The following is a 16,538-nucleotide window of genomic DNA, read 5'->3' as shown; positions in this document are numbered from 1 at the left end:
CGCCATGAACGACGCCACCACCTCCGCCCCCGCCCGCCCCGTACTGGACGTCTGGTGCGAGCTGCAGTGCCCGGACTGCCATGCCGCGCTGGACGACCTGCGGGCGCTGCGGGAGCGCTATGGCGACCGGCTGGAGATCCGGCTGCGCCACTTCCCGCTGCCGAAGCACCCGCGCGCCCATGCCGCCGCGCAGGCCGCCGAGGAGGCCATCGAGCAGGGCCAGGGCTGGCCGTACATCGAGGCGGTGCTGGCGCGGACCGAGGAGCTCGGCAAGCGCGGGGACCAGCTGCTGCTGGAGGTCGCCGACGAGCTGGGGATGGACGCCGAGGAGCTGGACACCGCCCTGATCGACGGGCGGCATCTGCTGATCGTCGACGCGGACCAGGCCGAGGGCAAGGCGATCGGCGTGACCGGGACCCCGACGTATGTGATCGGCGGCGAGCGGCTGGACGGCGGAAAGAGCCAGGAGGGGCTGCGCGCCCGTATCGAGGAGATCGCCGACCGGCTGCTGGCCGGGGAGAGCTGAGGAGGCAGCCTCATCCGCGCGGCGCGGGCCCGCTCAGAGGATCGGCTTCCACAGCAGATAGCCGGTCGGCCGGTAGCCCAGCGAGGCGTAGAGGCCGAGGGCCGGGGCGTTGCCCGCGTAGACGTTCAGGCCGAGGCCGGTGCGGCCGGCGGCGAGGCTCTCGCGTTCGGCGACCCGCATCAGGGTGCGGCCGTGGCCGTGCCCGCGGTGGCCGGGCGCGACCCGTACGTCGACGACATAGCCGCCGGGCTGGTCCGGCATCCGCAGGGCCACCCAGACGCTGCCGACGTCCGCACCGCCGTGGGCCAGGACGCGCAGCGCCTGGTAGGGCGTCCCCAGACCGTCCGGGAGCAGGGCGCGATGGCCGGCGGCCGCGGACTCCTCGGCGCGCTCTTGGGACATCCCCTGGCCGACCTGCGTACGGACGTACTCCGCCAGCGCGCCGTCCCGCCAGGCCGGGTACTCCGCCTCGCTCAGTGCCCGGTCACTGCTGCCGTCGGGCAACGGAGGCGGAGTGGTGAGGGGCTTGCTCATGGTGCGGCTGCGCTCGGTGTAGCCCAGCGCCGCCGCGAGCCGCCCGGCGGCCTCGGCACCGGCCGGGACCGTCAGCTCGATCTGCCGGCAGCCCCAGCCGCGCAGCACCTCCTCCGCGGCGAGCGCGGCGACCGTGGCGCGGCCCCGGTGCCGGTCCGGCTCGTCGATGGCCAGCTCCGCGATCCGGCCCGCCGCGGGCCCGAACCGGGCGTCCGTCGTCAGCCGTATCCCGCCGACCCGGCGGCTGTTGACGCAGATGTCGTACGGACGGGCGCGGTGCCCGTCGCCGTGGCGTTCTTCCGGTCCCGCGGGGCGCAGCGTTGTGGTCACGAGGTCTTTCTACTCGCCCCTACGGGCGCGCGTCAGTACCGCGGATCGAAGTCGAGGGCCGACTGCTCGTCGAAGATCCGCATGGCCTCCGCGGTCACCGGGCCCGGCGCGTCGGCGAGTTGGCGGCCGTCGATCCGGGTCACGGCCTGGACGTCGCGCAGCGTGGAGGTCAGGAAGATCTCCTCGGCCCGTTCCAGGGCGTCCAGCGGCAGATCGGTCTCCTTGGCGCCGGCCCAGGCGACGGTCAGGGCGCGGGTGATGCCCGCCAGGCAGCCGGAGTGCAGCGGCGGGGTGTGCAGTTCGCCGTCCAGGACGACGAAGACATTGGAGCCGGTGCCCTCGCAGAGTGCGCCGACCGTGTTGGCGAACAGCGCCTCGGAGGCGCCCTGTTCCCGCGCGCGGGCCAGGGCGACCACGTTCTCGCCGTACGAGGTGGTCTTCAGGCCGGCCAGCGCACCGCGTTCGTTGCGGGTCCACGGGACGGTGACGGCGGCGGTGGTGTCGGGGCGCCGCCGGGTCTCGGAGAGCGCGATGACCAGCGTGGGGCCGGCGTCGCCGCGGTCCGAGCCGAGCGGGGAGACACCGCCGGTGTAGGTGAGCCGCAGCCGGCCCAGGGCCATCGGGTTGGCCGCCATGACGGCCTCACAGCCGCGCCGGACCTCATCGAGATCGGGGTCGGGCAGGCCGAGCCCGCGCGCGGAGGTGGTCAGGCGCTCCAGGTGGCGGGTGAGGGCGAAGGCGCGGCCGTGCTCGGCCTTGATGGTCTCGAAGACCCCGTCGCCGACCGTCAGCCCGTGGTCGAAGACCGAGACCCGGGCGCTTTCGGCATCCTGCAGTGCCCCGTCGAGCCAGATCTTCATCGCTTTCCTCCACTCGCCTCGTGCAGGCCCGACGCTACCGCCAGCAGCCTGCGCGCCTTCAACTCCGTCTCGGCCCACTCCCGCTCCGGATCGGAGTCCCAGATGATCCCCGCGCCGGCCCCGAAGCGCAGCACCGGTCCGCCGGGCGGGGTGCGGTCGATCCAGAACGTACGGATACCGACCGCGAGCTCGCCGGTGCGGCGGTCCGCGTCGACCCATCCGATGCCACCGCAGTACGGCCCGCGGGGTGCGGTCTCCAGTTCCTCGATGATCCGCAGCGCACTGGACTTGGGGGCGCCGGTGACCGACCCGGGCGGGAAGGTGGCGCCCAGCAGATCCGCCCAGGCGGTTTTCTCGTTCGCTCCGGCCAGCTCACCGCGCACCGTGGAGACGAGGTGGACCAGCCCGGGGTGTTCCTCGACGGCGCAGAGTGCCGGGACGGTGACGGTTCCGGTGGCGCAGACCCGGCCGAGATCGTTGCGGACCAGGTCCACGATCATCACGTTCTCCGCCCGGTCCTTCGCCGAAAGATCGGCCGCGGTCCGGCCGGTGCCCTTGATGGGACCCGAGCTGACGATGCGGTCGTCGCGCCGCAGATACAGCTCCGGGGAGGCACTGGCGATCTCCACGCCGTGGCCGGGCAGCCGGATCGTGCCCGCGTGCGGCGCCGGGTTGCCGCGGGCCAGCACCGTGGACAGCGCGTCGACATCGGCGCGGCCGGGGTCGGGCAGCGGCGCGGTCAGCACCCGGCAGAGGTTCACTTGGTAGACGTCACCGGACGCGATGTGTTCACGGACGCGCCGCACACCGCCGGTATAGGCGTCCCGGTCCAGCGAACTGGTCCAGTCCTCGGGCGCGGGGCCGCACCAGCCGTCGGGCGCGGGCCGGTCCGCCGCGGTGGCCGGCCGGACGTCGCCGAAGCGGGCACAGACCACCGTGCCCTCGAAGTCGGCGGCGACCGCCCACCAGCCCGTGGAGTCCAGGGCCGCGGGATCGCTGGTCACATCCCGCAGGTCGGTGGCTATCAGGCCGCCGAAGCGGGCCATCGGAGCGAAGTCGTGCACGTCAGCGAGTCTATGGCGACGGCCCGTGCCCCGCCTGCGCCGAGCGAGCACCGCAGCACGCTGCACAAACGCGTTTTTGTACTGGCCCCGGAATCCGCTAGAGTTCAACACGTCGCCGGGACGCGGAAGCGCCCCGGAGGCGGAGTAGCTTCCGGACGTAGTCTGGGAGAGACACCTGCGGACGTAGCTCAGTTGGTAGAGCACCACCTTGCCAAGGTGGATGTCGCGAGTTCGAGTCTCGTCGTCCGCTCGATGTGGGGGATCTTCCCGAACCCCCTCACTCCTGGTGGAGTGGCCGAGAGGCGAGGCAACGGCCTGCAAAGCCGTCTACACGGGTTCAAATCCCGTCTCCACCTCCAAGGACGATTAGCTCAGCGGGAGAGCGCTTCCCTGACACGGAAGAGGTCACTGGTTCAATCCCAGTATCGTCCACTGGATCCCCGGAAACGGGGTATCCGTCCCGCGCGATTAGCTCAGCGGGAGAGCGCTTCCCTGACACGGAAGAGGTCACTGGTTCAATCCCAGTATCGCGCACGCAGCTGCGGATCTTTCGGGATCCGTGGTCCCGCGGACGATTAGCTCAGCGGGAGAGCGCTTCCCTGACACGGAAGAGGTCACTGGTTCAATCCCAGTATCGTCCACGCCTGATCCCGAGGGCCGGAGCAATTCGCTCCGGCCCTCGGTCGTTTTTCAGGAGGGGAAGAGCATGTGGCCGAAGCCGCGGTGATGACCGTGGCGCCCACGGTGGCCGTGATGGCTGTGGTGGCCGTGCTGTGGAGCGCCCCAGGCGGGAGCCGTCGGATAAACCTGGGAGCTGGTGGCGGCGGGGGCTGCCGGCCCACTGTGATGCGAGCCGGGTCAGCGCCTTCAGCTCCCCGTGGTCCAGGAATATCCCCTGGCAGCCGGCACGCTGCTCGAGCTGGACGCCATGGCGGCGGTATGTCTGCATCGGTGCACGGCACTTGGGGCGTGGCATCGTCGCTCCACTCCTGTCATCCACGACTGCTCAGGGCGACACTGCCGGAACGGCCTCCCGGCAGCGGGGCGTTCATAGTGGAGATCGCCGTGGCGGAGGGTGCCGGCACATGGCGGCGGAGCTTCGTCGCGGGCCCGTGGGTGAGTACCCGGCCCTCCTCGGAGAGGGGGAGACAGCCGTCGGGGGCGGTGACTGGGAGCGGGGGCCCGGAAAGCTCGAAGGCCGGGCATCTCCCCAGATGCCCGGCCGTCGTGCCGTCCGCCGCGCCCCCCGTCCCCACGGGGTCACAGCCGGAAGTCCCCCGTCCCGGGCCGCTCTCCCAGGACCGGGGCGCCGCTCAGCGCCCCAGCATTCCGGCCACGGACGACGCCTGTGTCAGGACGGCTTCCCAGCCGCCGAAGGCCACGGCGAGAACGATCGCCAGCGGCAGCACCATGGCCACCGCGACGAGGGGGTGGCGGGTGCCGGAGGAGCGCTGCCCGGCGGACGCCGAGGGGGCTCGGCGCCCCTGCGCCCGAGGGGCCGTCCGCCCGGTGGTCCGCTCCATCGTCCCGCTCCTGTCGTGATCCGGGCGGCGGGCGTCTGACCTCGGGGGACGAGTGCACCGCCCGCCGCTTGAGAACCACCCTAGGCACGCGGCCGTCGGCAGACGTCATGCCGTCGTACCGATTGGTCGGCCTCCGCGAGGATGACGGCTCCGCGCTCCGTGTACTCCTCTGGGTGGAGACACCCGCCCCGGAGCGGGGGACATCCCGGAGGGGGACCGTCGTACGCACCACCCCGGGCACTCCTGAGGGTGACCTCGGTCACTCCCGCCGCTCCCCCGCGTACGACGTTCCCGCCCCCGCGTCGTGCCCGGCCCGCCGCCCCATCCGGCGCCGCGGCCGCACCCACCACATCCGTGACCAACCCGCCCCGATCCCCCCACATCCCGTCAATCCCCCTTCTGTGGCGGATCATTGAGACCGGCCGCGGGATGCCGGGGCCACGTGGCCGGAGGTGGCGCCTGCGCGCGCTGCGGCCCGTACGCGTCACGGTCAATCCGGCGGCCGGCGCATGCGCGGCCTCTCAGCACAGCGAGCCGTCAATCCGTAAGCTGTGCCACGTCAGACGGTTGGCAGCGGAGGGGGCTCCCCACCGCAGGTAGGGGACGGACATGGCGATGATGCGGCTCCGACGCGAGGACCCGCGTGTCGTCGGGACGTTCCGGCTGCACCGCCGGCTCGGCGCGGGCGGGATGGGCGTGGTCTACCTCGGCTCGGACAAACGCGGGCAGCGGGTGGCACTCAAGGTGATCCGGCCGGATCTGGCGGAGGATCAGGAGTTCCGCTCGCGGTTCGCCCGGGAGGTCTCCGCCGCCCGGCGGATCCGCGGCGGCTGTACGGCCCGGCTGGTCGCGGCCGATCTCGACGCGGACCGCCCCTGGTTCGCCACCCAGTACGTCCCCGGCCCCTCGCTGCACGACAAGGTCAACGAGGAGGGGCCGCTGTCCCCGGCGGAGGTCGCCTCCATCGGCGCCGCGCTGTCCGAGGGGCTGCTGGCCGTCCATGACGCGGGTGTGGTGCACCGCGACCTGAAACCGTCCAACATCCTGCTGTCGCCCAAGGGCCCGCGGATCATCGACTTCGGCATCGCCTGGGCGACCGGCGCCAGCACCCTGACCCATGTCGGCACGGCCGTCGGCTCGCCGGGCTTCCTGGCACCGGAGCAGGTGCGCGGGGCCGCGGTGACGCCGGCGACGGACATCTTCGCGCTGGGCGCCACCCTCGCGTACGCCTGCACCGCGGACTCCCCCTTCGGCCAGGGCAGTTCGGAGGTCATGCTCTACCGCGTGGTCCATGAGGAGGCGCACCTCGGCGGGGTGCCCGACGCGCTGGCGCCGCTGCTCGCGTCGTGTCTGGCCAAGGACCCGGCGGACCGTCCCAGCACCCTGTCGCTGTCGCTGCGGCTCAAGGAGATCGCGGCACGCGAGGCGCACGGACTGTCGGGCGGGCCGCTGGAGAGCGGGTCCGGTGCCGGCTGGGAACGCGGGGAGCGCCGTCCCGCGGAGCGGCCGACCGGGCAGCGTGCCGAGGAGTACGCGCGACAGCGGACCGAGCGCGGCACGGCGGGCTCCTCCTCGGCGCGTGCGCACTCCTCCCGTCCCCCGGTTCCGCGGAACGGGGGCGGCCGGCCGGCCGGTCCGGCGTCGGCCGCGGGGAAGAATCCGCGGACCGGCGGGCGGAACGGGCGACGGGTCCCGGCCGCGCGCCCCACGGGGCGAAACGGTTCGCGTACCCCGGTGCGCACGACCTCGGGCGGCCGCCGGCCCGGACCGGACCGCCGGCTGCTGCGCCAGCGGGTCATCGTGTTCGTGGTGGTGACGCTGCTGGTGGCGCTCGGTATCGCGGCCGCCCAGGGATGCCAGGGCCCGGCCCGCGGACTCGGGACGGAACGGCCGGTGGCCGTTGCTTCTGCGGGGGTGGCGGGGCCGTGCGAACACAAGAGGCCGAGGGAGTACTTGGATGACGGATCGGGCTGCGGGCGACCTGCTGAAGCGTAAGGGCCTGCGCAGCACGGCTCAGCGCCGCGCAGTGCTGACGGCGCCGGAGGGGCATCCGCATTCGACCGCCTCGGACCTTGAGACGAGGCTCGGCGCGGACTCCTCAGCATCCAGCGGTCTGTCCAGACAGGGCCTGTACAACGCACTGGAGGACCTCACGCACGCCGAGTTGGTCCGGTGCGTCGAGCCGGCCGGCTCCCCGGCCCGGTACGAACTCCGGGTGGGCGACAACCATCACCATCTGGTCTGCCGACGCTGCGGGGACATTCAGGATGTCGACTGCGCCGTCGGCGAGGCTCCATGCCTCGATCCTGCGGAAAACCGGGGTTATGCGGTCGACGAGGCCGAGATCACGTGGTGGGGCTTGTGCCCCACCTGCCTGGCGAAGACCTGAAGGTTCACCCTGGGCGGTCACCCGGGCCCGGGCCGCAGCCGGCACGCCCGTCGCCCGGTCCCGCGCCGCTGCGGCACGCTTGCCGTCTCACGGCAGATGGCAGCGAGGAGCCCCCTGCTCGGTTCGGTCGTCACAGGCAACGACCCGGTCGCCCTCGGCGCCTTCCGGTCCGGTGCGGCAGGGTGGTGCACCGCCGCCCCCTGAGCCGGGTGTCCACGCCGCGGTGAAAGCGACGCCACCCCCGCGGCGTGGACCATTGAACCCGGCGGCCCCGGGACGAAAGGAAAGGGGCTCAGCGCCTCGTCGCGTAAAAGGCCACAGCCGAGGCCGCGGCAACGTTGAGGGAGTCCACTCCTGCGGCCATCGGGATCCGGACCCATTCATCGGCGGCGCGCAGGGCGTCGACCGAGAGTCCGTCGCCTTCGGTGCCGAGCATCAGAGCCAGCTTCTCGTACCGGCGGTCGGCCAGCTCGTCGATCGAGATCGACTTCTCTCCGAGGCACAAGGCAGCCGTCACGAAGCCGTGCCGGCGGAAGAGTTCGAGGTCCTTCGGCCAAGAGGTCAGCCGGGTCCACGGGACGCTGAAGACCGCACCCATCGACACCTTCACGGCCCGTCGGTAAAGAGGATCAGCGCAGCGTGGCGTGAGGAAGACGGCGTCCACACCCAGAGCGGCCGCGTTGCGGAAGGCAGCTCCGAGATTCGCGTGATCGACGATGTCCTCGAAGATGGCGACGCGCTGACCTGCGCTCGTTTCCGTGACCACGCCGCGGCGGGTCCCGGAGAGGAGGTCGGTGGCCGCGGGCAGCGGTTTGCGCTGCATGGAGGCCAGTGCGCCGCGGTGCACGTGATAGCCCGTCACCCGCTCGGCGAGGGCCGGGCTGACGGCGTAGACCGGTGCCGGGACCTCGTCGATGACGTCTCGCATGACGTCGACCCACTTGGCGGAGAGCAGCATGGAGCGCATCGCGTAACCGGCGTGCCGGGCCCGCCGGATGACCTTCTCGCCCTCGGCGATGAAGAGCCCTTCCGCGGGCTCGCGCCGGCGCCGCAGCTCGACGTCGGTCAGGCCGGTGTAATCGGCCAGCCGCGGGTCGTCCGGGTCGTCGACGGTGATGATTTCTGCCACGGGGAGATAGTGCCTTGTCGGTGTCGGGGTTCCAATGCCGCGTCCGGGCTCGGTTACCTGGGGGTAGGAGCCACGGCGACGACCTCGCCGATGACGATGACCGCCGGCGGGCGGACGCCTTCGGCCCGTACGGTCTCTCCGAGCGTCCCGAGGGTGGCGTCGACGCGGCGCTGGGCCGCGGTGGTGCCCTCCTGGATGACGGCGGCGGGGGTGTCGGCGGCGCGGCCGTGCGCGATGAGCTTGGCGGCGATGGCGCCGCTGTTCTCCACGCCCATCAGGACGACGAGGGTGCCGCGGAGCTTGGCCAGCGACGGCCAGTCCACCAGCGAGCGCTCGTCGTCGGGGGCGACATGGCCGCTGACGACGGTGAACTCGTGCGCCACACCGCGGTGGGTGACGGGGATGCCGGCGGCGCCGGGCACCGAGATGGTGCTGGAGATGCCGGGGACGACCGTGCAGGGGATGCCGGCCTCGGCGAGCGCCTGGGCCTCCTCCATGCCGCGGCCGAAGACGAACGGGTCGCCGCCCTTGAGCCGGACCACGGCCTTGCCGGCCTTGGCGTGCTCGATCAGCGCGTTGTTGATGGCCTCCTGGGCCATGAAGCGGCCGTAGGGGATCTTCGCGGCGTCGATGACCTCGACGTGCGGCGGGAGTTCGGCCAGGAGGTCGCGCGGGCCGAGGCGGTCGGCGATGACCACGTCGGCCTCGGCGAGCAGCCGGCGGCCACGGACGGTGATCAGGTCGGGGTCGCCGGGGCCGCCGCCGACCAGCGCCACGCCCGGGGTGTGCGGGCGGCGGTGGTGCGGGGCGGCGAGGCTGCCGTCCCGGAGGCCCTCGACGATCGCGTCGCGTACGGCGGCGGAGCGGCGCGGGTCGCGTCCGGTGAGCACGGCGACGGTGACGCCCTCGCTGCGGCCGGTGGCCGGGGTCCAGGCGGTGGCCGCCTCGGCGTCGTCGGAGCGTACGCACCACACCCGGCGGTCCTCGGCCTCCTGGGACGCGGCGGCGTTGGCCTCCGGGTCGTCGGTGGAGATCAGCGCGTACCAGGCGCCGTCGAGGTCGCCGGCCCGGTAGCGGCGGCGCTCCCAGCGGACCTCGCCGGCGTCGGCCATCGCCTCGACGGACGGGGTGGCGGACGGGGAGATCAGCAGGACATCGGCGCCGGCGGCGACGAGCGAGGGGAGCCGGCGCTGGGCGACCTGGCCGGCGCCCAGGACAACCACCCGGCGGCCGGAGAGCCGCAGTCCGACGGGGTAGGCAGCGTGTTCGGCGACGTGCTCAGCCATGGCGGTACGGCTCCTTGTGCGGATGGTGCGGGATCGGCGACCGGCGCAGCCGCTGCGGCTCTGGAGCGACTGGTCAGGGGTACGGCCCGGGGCGGTGGTACGGCCCCGGCCCACAGCCTATGGGGCTGCGGGCCGGGGGTCATGCGGAGATCAGGCCTGATCAGGTCTTTTCCGTCACTCCGGCGGAGTCGAAGGTGGCGACCTCGTGCATGGCACGGGCGGCGCTCTGCACCACGGGGAGCGCGAGCAGGGCGCCGGTGCCCTCGCCGAGGCGCAGATCGAGGTCGACGAGCGGGCGCAGGCCCAGCTTGTTCAGGGCCGCGACATGGCCGGGTTCGGCGCTGCGGTGGCCGGCGATGCAGGCCGCCAGCGCCTCGGGGGCGATGGCGCGGGCGACCAGTGCGGCGGCGCCGGCGCTGACCCCGTCGAGGATCACCGGCGTACGCAGCGAGGCGCCGCCGAGGATCAGGCCGACGAGGGCGGCGTGCTCCAGGCCGCCGACCGCGGCGAGGACGCCGATGGGGTCGGCCGGGTCGGGCTGGTGGAGTTCCAGGGCGCGGCGGACCACCTCGACCTTGCGGGCGTGGGTCTCGTCGTTGATGCCGGTGCCGCGGCCGGTGACCTCGGCCGGGTCGACGCCGGTGTAGACGGCGATCAGCGCGGCGGAGGTGGTCGTGTTGGCGATGCCCATCTCACCGGTGAGCAGCGCCTTGTTGCCGGCCGCGACGAGGTCACGGGCGGTGTCGATGCCGACCTCGATGGCCTTGAGGACGTCCTCCTGGGTCATCGCCGGGCCCGCCGTGAAGTCGGCGGTGCCGGCCCGGACCTTGCGCGGCAGCAGGCCGGGGGTGGAGGGGAGGTCGCCGGCCACGCCGACGTCCACGACGCAGACCTCGGCGCCGACCTGGTTGGCGAAGGCGTTGCAGACCGCGCCGCCGCCCAGGAAGTTGGCGACCATCTGGCCGGTGACCTCCTGGGGCCAGGGGGTCACGCCCTGGGCGTGTACGCCGTGGTCACCGGCGAAGATCGCGACGGCGGCGGGCTCCGGGATCGGCGGCGGGCACTTGCGGGAGAGCCCGGACAGCTGCGCGGAGATGATCTCCAGCATGCCCAGCGCCCCGGCCGGCTTGGTCATCCGCTTCTGCCGCTCCCAGGCCTCGCCGAGCGCCTTGGCGTCCAGCGGGCGGATGCCCTGCAGGGTCTCCTGGAGGAGGTCGTGCGGGCTCTCGCCGGGCAGCGCGCGGCGGCCGTAGGTCTCCTCGTGGACGACCCAGGACAGCGGGCGGCGCTTGGACCAGCCGGCCTGCAGCAGCTCGGGCTCCTCCGGGAACTCGTCGACGTAGCCGATGCACAGGTAGGCGACGACTTCGAGGTGTTCGGGCAGGTCCAGTTCGCGGACCATCTCCCGCTCGTCGAAGAAGCTGACCCAGCCGACTCCCAGGCCCTCGGCGCGGGCGGCGAGCCAGAGGTTCTCGACCGCGAGCGCGGAGGAGTACGGGGCCATCTGCGGCTGGGTGTGGCGGCCGAGGGTGTGCCGGCCGCCGCGGGTGGAGTCGGCGGTGACGACGATGTTCACCGGCGTTTCGAGGATCGCCTCGATCTTCAGCTCACGGAACTGCTTGGCGCGCGCCTTGGGCAGCGACTTGGCGTAGGCCTCGCGCTGCGCCATCGCGAGCTGGTGCATCTTCTCGCGGGTCTCGGCCGAGCGGATGACGACGAAGTCCCAGGGCTGGGAGTGGCCGACGCTGGGGGCGGTGTGGGCCGCCTCCAGGACGCGCAGCAGGACGTCGTTGGGGATCGGGTCGCTGCGGAAGCCGTTGCGGATGTCGCGGCGCTCGCGGATCACGCGGTGGACGGCGGCGCGCTCGGAGTCGTCGTAACCGGCGGCCGGGAACAGGCCGTCGGCGAGGTCGCTGCCGTCGGGCGCCTGCGCGGGCTGCTGCTGGTCGGCTGCCTGCGGCTCGTCGTCGTGGCCCTCGCCGAGCTGGACGAGGGCGTCGGCGTCCTGCTGCTGGGGCTTGTCGTCGGCGTCGGGTTCGCCGTCCTGCGCTGGCTGTTCGCCGGCGGGGGCCGCGGTCTGCGGGGCCGGGGCGTCGACGGGGGTCTGCTCGCCGGAGGCCTGGGCCGGGATGTGGACGGTGACGGGGCGGGCTTCGGCGGGGGCGTCGGTCGCCTCCGCGGGCTCGGCGGGAGCGGCGTCCTCGGCGGGGGCCGTCTCGGCGGGAACGTCGGTGTCGTCCGGGGCGGCCGCCGCCGGCTGCTGCTCGGCGGGGGTGTCCGCGGTCTGCGGGGTGGGCTCCCCGTCGGTCTGCTGTGCTGCGGCGTCCACGGGGGTGCCGGGCTGCGGCTGGGCGGCGGCCGGCTCCTCGGACTGCTGCGGTGCCTCGGGCGGCTCTATGACGGTCTGCTCCTGGGTAGCGCCGTCGTCGGTCACGGGCAGGGCGACGGAGCCCTGGGGAGCGGCGGCCGGCAGAGGGGCGGTGGGCTCGGACTCGCCGGCCGGGGCGTCGTCGGCCGGGGTGGCCTGGTCCGTGGCGGCGGTCTCGGCCGGGGCATCCTGGGGTGCCTCGGCCTGGTCGGCGGCGGGTTCCGGCTGGTCCGCGGACGCCGGCTGGTCGGCGTCGGTAGCTTCCGGTGCGGCGGCCTGCTGCGGGTCCTCGGCGGCGACGGCCTCGGGCTGGTCGGCGGGCTGCTCGGCCTGCGGTGCCTGGACGGCAGCGGCAGGGGCGTCGGCCACGGGCTGCTCCGCCACGGCGTCCTCGGCCCGGGCCGAGGCGTCGGACGGTGCCGGGGTGGCCGGGGTCTCGGCGGGCTGGGCCGGTGCCTGCGTCTCGGGCTCGGTGGGCGCGGCCGGCTCAGCGGGCGCGGCCTGGTCGACGGGCGCGGCCTGGTCGACGGGCACGGTCTGGTCGACGGGCGCGGCCTGGTCAGCAGGCTGCTGCTCGGCCTCAGGGGCTACGGCCTCAGGCTGCTGGGCGGCCGGGACGGGGGCCTGGCCGGGCTCGTCCTGGACGGGGGCGGCCTGCGCGGACGTGTCCTGCCCGGAGGCGTCGGCAACGGGGGCGTCGGCAACAGGAGCGTCGGCAACGGGGGCATCGGCAACAGGAGCGGCCGCAGCGGTTGCGTCCGCAGCGGGAACATCCGCCGCGACAGCACCCGGCGCAGCCGCGTCAGGCGTGGTGACCTCCGCAGCAGCGGCGTCAGGCACGGCAGCGTCGGCCGCAGCCGTTCCGTCCTGGCCGACCGCGGCCGCATACGTCACCGCGTCCGGAGCACTGTCAGCCGCAGGCTGCGCCGGCGCCACGGCCGCCGCCTCCTGCCCGGCATCGACGACGGTCCCGGCGGTTTCCCCGGCAACAGGAGCGGCATCCCCGGCCGGAGCAGCGTCCCCGCCCGGAACGGTGTCCCCGCCCGGCATCGGCATCGGCATCGGCTGTTCGACAGGCAGCGCCGCATCCTGCGGCACGGACTGCTCGGCGGGCGCGGGCTGCACGGCCTCGGCGGGCGCTCCCGGCGCCTCGGGGCCGACCGTTTCTGCAACCGGGGCCGCCGGCGCCTCGTGCCACTGCGGCACCTGCGACGGGATCTCGCCGAGCTGCGGGCCGGGCAACGGGCCCTGGCCCGCGGCCCCGTAGATCTGCTCGGCGTGCAACTGCCCGCCGTAGGACTGCGCGCCGTATGCGGGCGCGGCGACGGTCTGCCCGGTCGCCGCCTCCGCGGGGAGCTGCTCGGCGTACGGCAGGTCGGCGGCGGCCGGTGCGTCGGCGGGCGGGCCGGTCACCGGCTGCTGGTCCGGGGTGGGGGCGGTGGGCGCGGCGGGGGCATCGAAGTATTCGGGGCCGCCGGTGGGCGGTCCGGCGGGCCGGGCGGCGGACGGGGTGGGCACGTCGGCCGGTCCGCGGTCGGCGAGGGAACGGACCACGCCGCCGGTCGGGTCGGGGACCGGCGGGCCCATGTGCAGCGGGCGACGCGGGGGCGTGGCGGGTGCGGCGGCGCGGGCCCGGTCCGGCTGCGGGGCCGCGGGCTGGGGAATGCGGACGGCGCTGAGGTCGACGGAACCGGAGTCCCGGCCGCCGCTCTCGTGGTCGCCGGCCCGGGCGGGCATCGGCTCGAAACCGGTGATCCCCTGGGAGGCCGCGTCGAACGGCACGCCCTGCTGGGGCTGCTGGTCCGCACCCTGGTGGGTTTCCTGCGGGAGCGGCTGGGGCGCGGGCTGCTCGCTCCAGGCGCCCTGGGCGCCCGGCATCAGCAGCAGATCGTCGTCCTCGGCGGCAGCGTCGGTCTGGTCGAGGTAGGGGTACTCGCCCGGTGGAGGCACCATGCCCGGCAGCTCCGTGTGTCCGGCGTCGGCAGGGGAGGGAGCGGCCGCCGGCTGCGGCTGCCCGGGATGTCCGCCTGCGTTCTCCGGCTGTCCCTCGCCCGGGACCTGGCCGGTGTCGGTCATGCGTACCCCTCGCCCATTGGTAGTGCTCCTTCCAACCGCTCGTGCGACGCGCTCGACCGGGGCGCGCCGACGCCCCGATAGCTAGAACGAGCGAGCACGCCGCGCGGCACGTCCGCTCCTCAGAGCTTCATATTCGTCCAAAACCGCGGCATTTTCCGGATATTGGCGTACGAAGCCGAACGCGGAACGGCGGCGCAACGATCCGCCAGCCTACCGCGCGCGGGTTGCCTTGCTGGTCACGGGTGAGGAACGCGATACCCGCTGAGGAGAAACACCACGGACCGCTCGCGTTCGACCCAGACCGTGGTGTCCAGGTCCACGGACTGCAGCAGCGCGCACTCGACCTCGTAGCCGCCGTCGGCCAGCGCCCGGCCGAGCGCTTCGGCCTCGTCGCGGGTGGCCGCGTGGGTGACGATCCGTTCGGGACGGCGGGACGCGCAGGCGGTGAGCACGTCCGCTCCCCCGCCGCCGACCCGGATCACATCGGGTTCGGGCAGGTCCTCCAGGACCTGTGGCGCCCGGCCGTGCACGACCTGGAGTTGGACGCCGTGACGGCGGGCGAGGGCGGCGGTGCGCCCGCAGGCCTCCGGGTCGGCGTCGACCGCGATGACGGCGGCGCCGAAGCGCGCGGCCTCCACCGCGGCGGCGCCGCTGCCCGCGCCGATGTCCCAGACCAGGTCGCCCACCTGCGGTCCGAGGCGGGCGAGTTGTGCGGTGCGCAGCTGGACGGACTCGCCCTCGCCCAGGGCACCGCCGTAGGCGCTCGCCGGAAGTCCCCAGCCGCGCGGGCCCGTCGGGTGGCCGACGTCGTGACCGGCGATCCAGCCGGTGCCCTGCGCGGCGGCCCCGCCGGGCGAACCACCGACGACAATGACGACATTGGGGTCACGCCAGACATGGTCGGCAGCCTTGTCGGAGGTGAGGACCGTCACCTGCTCCCGTTCGGTGCCCAGTTCCTCGCAGATCACGAAGGTGCGGTGGACTCCGCCGAGCAGCAGGGCGAGTTCGGCGGGACCGGCGCCGGGCGAGGTGAGCACCGCGACCTTGGTGTGGGCGCGGCAGACGTTGACCGCGCGGCGCAGATCACGGCTGTGGGCGACCACGATCTGGGCGTCGTCCCAGGGCATGCCGGCCCGTGCGAAGGCGGCGGCGACGGAGGAGACGGCCGGGACGACTTCCACTTCCAGGCCGTGCTCAGGGGCCCGCAGGGTGCGGACGACGCCGAAGAAGCCGGGGTCGCCGTCGGCGAGGACGACAGCGGTGCCGCGGTGCTGGGCGATGCGGCGGGCGGCCAGGGTCACGCTGCCGAGCCGGATCCGTTCGGCGTTCGGCGGGACTTCGGGGAGGGCGAGGTGGTGGGCGGCGCCGGCCACCAGCGTGGCGGCGCCGAGCGCGGAGCGGGCCGCATCGGTCAGCGGAGAACCGTCCCATCCGATCACCGTGACCCGGTCGGCCATGCTCGTCAGTCTCCTGGGGATGCTGTGGTTACGCGGACGGGGCGGCGGGCGAGGCGGCCGCAGGCCGGTGGCGGTGCCGCTGTGGTGCGCCGGTCCGCGCCGGTCGCGCGAGGGCGCGGCAGGGCGAGACTACCCCCTGCGGTACGGACCTGAGCGCGGGCGTGGTCAGTTCCACTCGGGGTAGCTGAATCCGTTCGCGTCCGCCAGCCGGCCGGGGACGCCTTCGAGGTCCTCGGGCAGCAGGCTCCACACGATCAGATCGGTCCGGATGTCCGTCCAGCCGCCGTCCTCGGTGCGGCTGCGGGCTATGAAGGCGTTGCGCAGCACGCCCTCGCTGATGCAGCCGATCTTCTGGGCGACCTGCTGGGAGGCGGTGTTGCCGGCGGCGGTGCGCAGCTCGATGCGTTCGAACTTCTGATCCTGGAAGAGCCAGTGGGCGACGGCGAGCGAGGCCTCGGAGGCGTACCCCTCGCCGCGGGCCCAGGAGGCGACGACGTAGCTGATCTCGCTGGAACGGATCCGCCAGTCGGTGTTGCGCAGTTGGACCACGCCGACCAGGCGCTGGGTGAGGAATTCGGTGACCGCGAGGTCGATGCCGTGGCCCGCGGTGCGCTCGGCGGGGGCGCTCTCGGTGGCCCAGCGGCGCGCGCGGTCCTCGGTGTACGGCTGCGGTATCGCGGTCCAGGAGGCGACCAGTTCGTCGTTCATCATCGCGGCGAGGGACGGCGCATCGGCCTCCTCGAAGGAGCGCAGCACCAACCGGTCCGTGCTGATGGAGATGTCCGGAAAGGTGGATGTCATGCCGCTGCTCCCACGCCGTTGACTTCGGTGTCCGGAACGTCGCGGGCTGTGAGACCGCGAGGTCACGGGCCGTCTTGACCGTCTTGAATGCACCAGCATGCAGCATCGGCGCACGGGTGTGCCACGCGCGTGGGCCCCGGCCGCGCGCTGCGCGAGTCCGGGGCCTGCGGGTCGTCCGTGCGGACGGCCACCTTC

13 protein-coding genes and 5 tRNA genes are annotated in these 16,538 nt (G+C 73.8%); 8 read left to right on the top strand and 10 right to left on the bottom strand.

The genetic code is table 11. From position 1 onward, the window contains the following. Window positions 1-4: 4 nt before the first annotated feature. Window positions 5-526, top strand: coding sequence for a DsbA family protein (locus ACFW5B_RS05120; protein ID WP_386433449.1), 522 nt, complete (start codon window positions 5-7; stop codon window positions 524-526). Between the two features lie 33 nt (window positions 527-559). Here ACFW5B_RS05120 and ACFW5B_RS05115 read toward each other — a convergent pair whose 3' ends face one another. From ACFW5B_RS05115 to ACFW5B_RS05105, 3 genes are read right to left on the bottom strand one after another with little or no spacing between them, the layout of a single operon-like run. Continuing rightward, the gene (locus tag ACFW5B_RS05115) at window positions 560-1,390 is read right to left on the bottom strand and encodes a GNAT family N-acetyltransferase (protein ID WP_386433446.1); all 831 of its coding nucleotides are present in this window, start codon (window positions 1,388-1,390) and stop codon (window positions 560-562) included. 32 nt (window positions 1,391-1,422) lie between these two features. Next, window positions 1,423-2,250: an aminotransferase class IV gene (locus ACFW5B_RS05110; protein ID WP_386433443.1), complete on the bottom strand. Its 828-nt coding sequence runs from the start codon at window positions 2,248-2,250 to the stop codon at window positions 1,423-1,425. Next, window positions 2,247-3,314 (bottom strand): chorismate-binding protein, encoded by a 1,068-nt coding sequence (locus ACFW5B_RS05105; protein ID WP_386433440.1) that lies wholly within the window; start codon window positions 3,312-3,314, stop codon window positions 2,247-2,249. The genes ACFW5B_RS05110 and ACFW5B_RS05105 overlap by 4 nt, the downstream gene beginning before the upstream one ends. A 177-nt stretch (window positions 3,315-3,491) precedes the next feature. Here ACFW5B_RS05105 and ACFW5B_RS05100 point away from each other — a divergent pair. The 5 genes from ACFW5B_RS05100 to ACFW5B_RS05080 all read left to right on the top strand — a co-directional run bounded on the left by ACFW5B_RS05100 (window position 3,492) and on the right by ACFW5B_RS05080 (window position 3,955). Next, window positions 3,492-3,564: transfer RNA gene (locus tag ACFW5B_RS05100), tRNA-Gly, on the top strand. 35 nt (window positions 3,565-3,599) lie between these two features. Next, window positions 3,600-3,673, top strand: a tRNA-Cys gene (locus ACFW5B_RS05095). Between the two features lies 1 nt (window position 3,674). After that, window positions 3,675-3,746, top strand: a tRNA-Val gene (locus ACFW5B_RS05090). Window positions 3,747-3,776: 30 nt separating this feature from the next. Next, a tRNA-Val gene (locus tag ACFW5B_RS05085) sits at window positions 3,777-3,848 on the top strand. A gap of 35 nt (window positions 3,849-3,883) precedes the next feature. After that, window positions 3,884-3,955 (top strand) — tRNA-Val (locus tag ACFW5B_RS05080). Here the strand turns inward: ACFW5B_RS05080 and ACFW5B_RS05075 are convergent. Together ACFW5B_RS05075 and ACFW5B_RS05070 are read right to left on the bottom strand one after the other, a co-directional pair. Further along, complete coding sequence (locus ACFW5B_RS05075; protein ID WP_386433437.1) at window positions 3,937-4,263, bottom strand: zf-TFIIB domain-containing protein; 327 nt, start codon at window positions 4,261-4,263, stop codon at window positions 3,937-3,939. The genes ACFW5B_RS05080 and ACFW5B_RS05075 overlap by 19 nt on opposite strands. 364 nt (window positions 4,264-4,627) lie before the next feature. Beyond that, entirely contained in the window at window positions 4,628-4,837 is a 210-nt protein-coding gene (locus ACFW5B_RS05070) for a hypothetical protein (RefSeq protein WP_386433434.1), read from the bottom strand. Between the two features lie 609 nt (window positions 4,838-5,446). Between ACFW5B_RS05070 and ACFW5B_RS05065 the strand changes: the two genes are divergently transcribed. Both ACFW5B_RS05065 and ACFW5B_RS05060 read left to right on the top strand, forming a co-directional pair. Further along, window positions 5,447-6,832: a serine/threonine-protein kinase gene (locus tag ACFW5B_RS05065; protein ID WP_386433431.1), complete on the top strand. Its 1,386-nt coding sequence runs from the start codon at window positions 5,447-5,449 to the stop codon at window positions 6,830-6,832. After that, window positions 6,795-7,226 carry a Fur family transcriptional regulator gene (locus ACFW5B_RS05060; protein WP_386433428.1) on the top strand — a complete coding sequence of 144 codons (432 nt, stop codon included), beginning with the start codon at window positions 6,795-6,797 and terminating at the stop codon, window positions 7,224-7,226. Before ACFW5B_RS05065 ends, ACFW5B_RS05060 begins: the two co-directional genes overlap by 38 nt. A gap of 292 nt (window positions 7,227-7,518) precedes the next feature. On the opposite strand, the gene ACFW5B_RS05055 is transcribed toward ACFW5B_RS05060, so the two are convergent. The 5 genes from ACFW5B_RS05055 to ACFW5B_RS05035 form a co-directional block, all read right to left on the bottom strand. After that, window positions 7,519-8,355, bottom strand: coding sequence for a TrmH family RNA methyltransferase (locus ACFW5B_RS05055; protein WP_386433425.1), 837 nt, complete (start codon window positions 8,353-8,355; stop codon window positions 7,519-7,521). A gap of 53 nt (window positions 8,356-8,408) precedes the next feature. Beyond that, on the bottom strand, window positions 8,409-9,641 hold the full coding sequence (gene cobA, locus ACFW5B_RS05050; protein ID WP_386433422.1) for a uroporphyrinogen-III C-methyltransferase: 1,233 nt from the start codon (window positions 9,639-9,641) through the stop codon (window positions 8,409-8,411). Window positions 9,642-9,801: 160 nt separating this feature from the next. Continuing rightward, window positions 9,802-14,085: a nicotinate-nucleotide--dimethylbenzimidazole phosphoribosyltransferase gene (cobT, locus tag ACFW5B_RS05045; protein ID WP_386433419.1), complete on the bottom strand. Its 4,284-nt coding sequence runs from the start codon at window positions 14,083-14,085 to the stop codon at window positions 9,802-9,804. 236 nt (window positions 14,086-14,321) lie between these two features. Then, complete coding sequence (gene cbiE / locus ACFW5B_RS05040; RefSeq protein WP_386433416.1) at window positions 14,322-15,542, bottom strand: precorrin-6y C5,15-methyltransferase (decarboxylating) subunit CbiE; 1,221 nt, start codon at window positions 15,540-15,542, stop codon at window positions 14,322-14,324. A gap of 165 nt (window positions 15,543-15,707) precedes the next feature. Then, entirely contained in the window at window positions 15,708-16,343 is a 636-nt protein-coding gene (locus ACFW5B_RS05035) for a GNAT family N-acetyltransferase (protein WP_386433413.1), read from the bottom strand. Window positions 16,344-16,538: the final 195 nt, after the last annotated feature.

It is taken from the genome of Streptomyces sp. NPDC058773 (genome assembly GCF_042746015.1).
Classification (GTDB): Bacteria; Actinomycetota; Actinomycetes; order Streptomycetales; family Streptomycetaceae; genus Streptomyces.
This window is presented reverse-complemented; position numbering and strand designations above follow the sequence as displayed.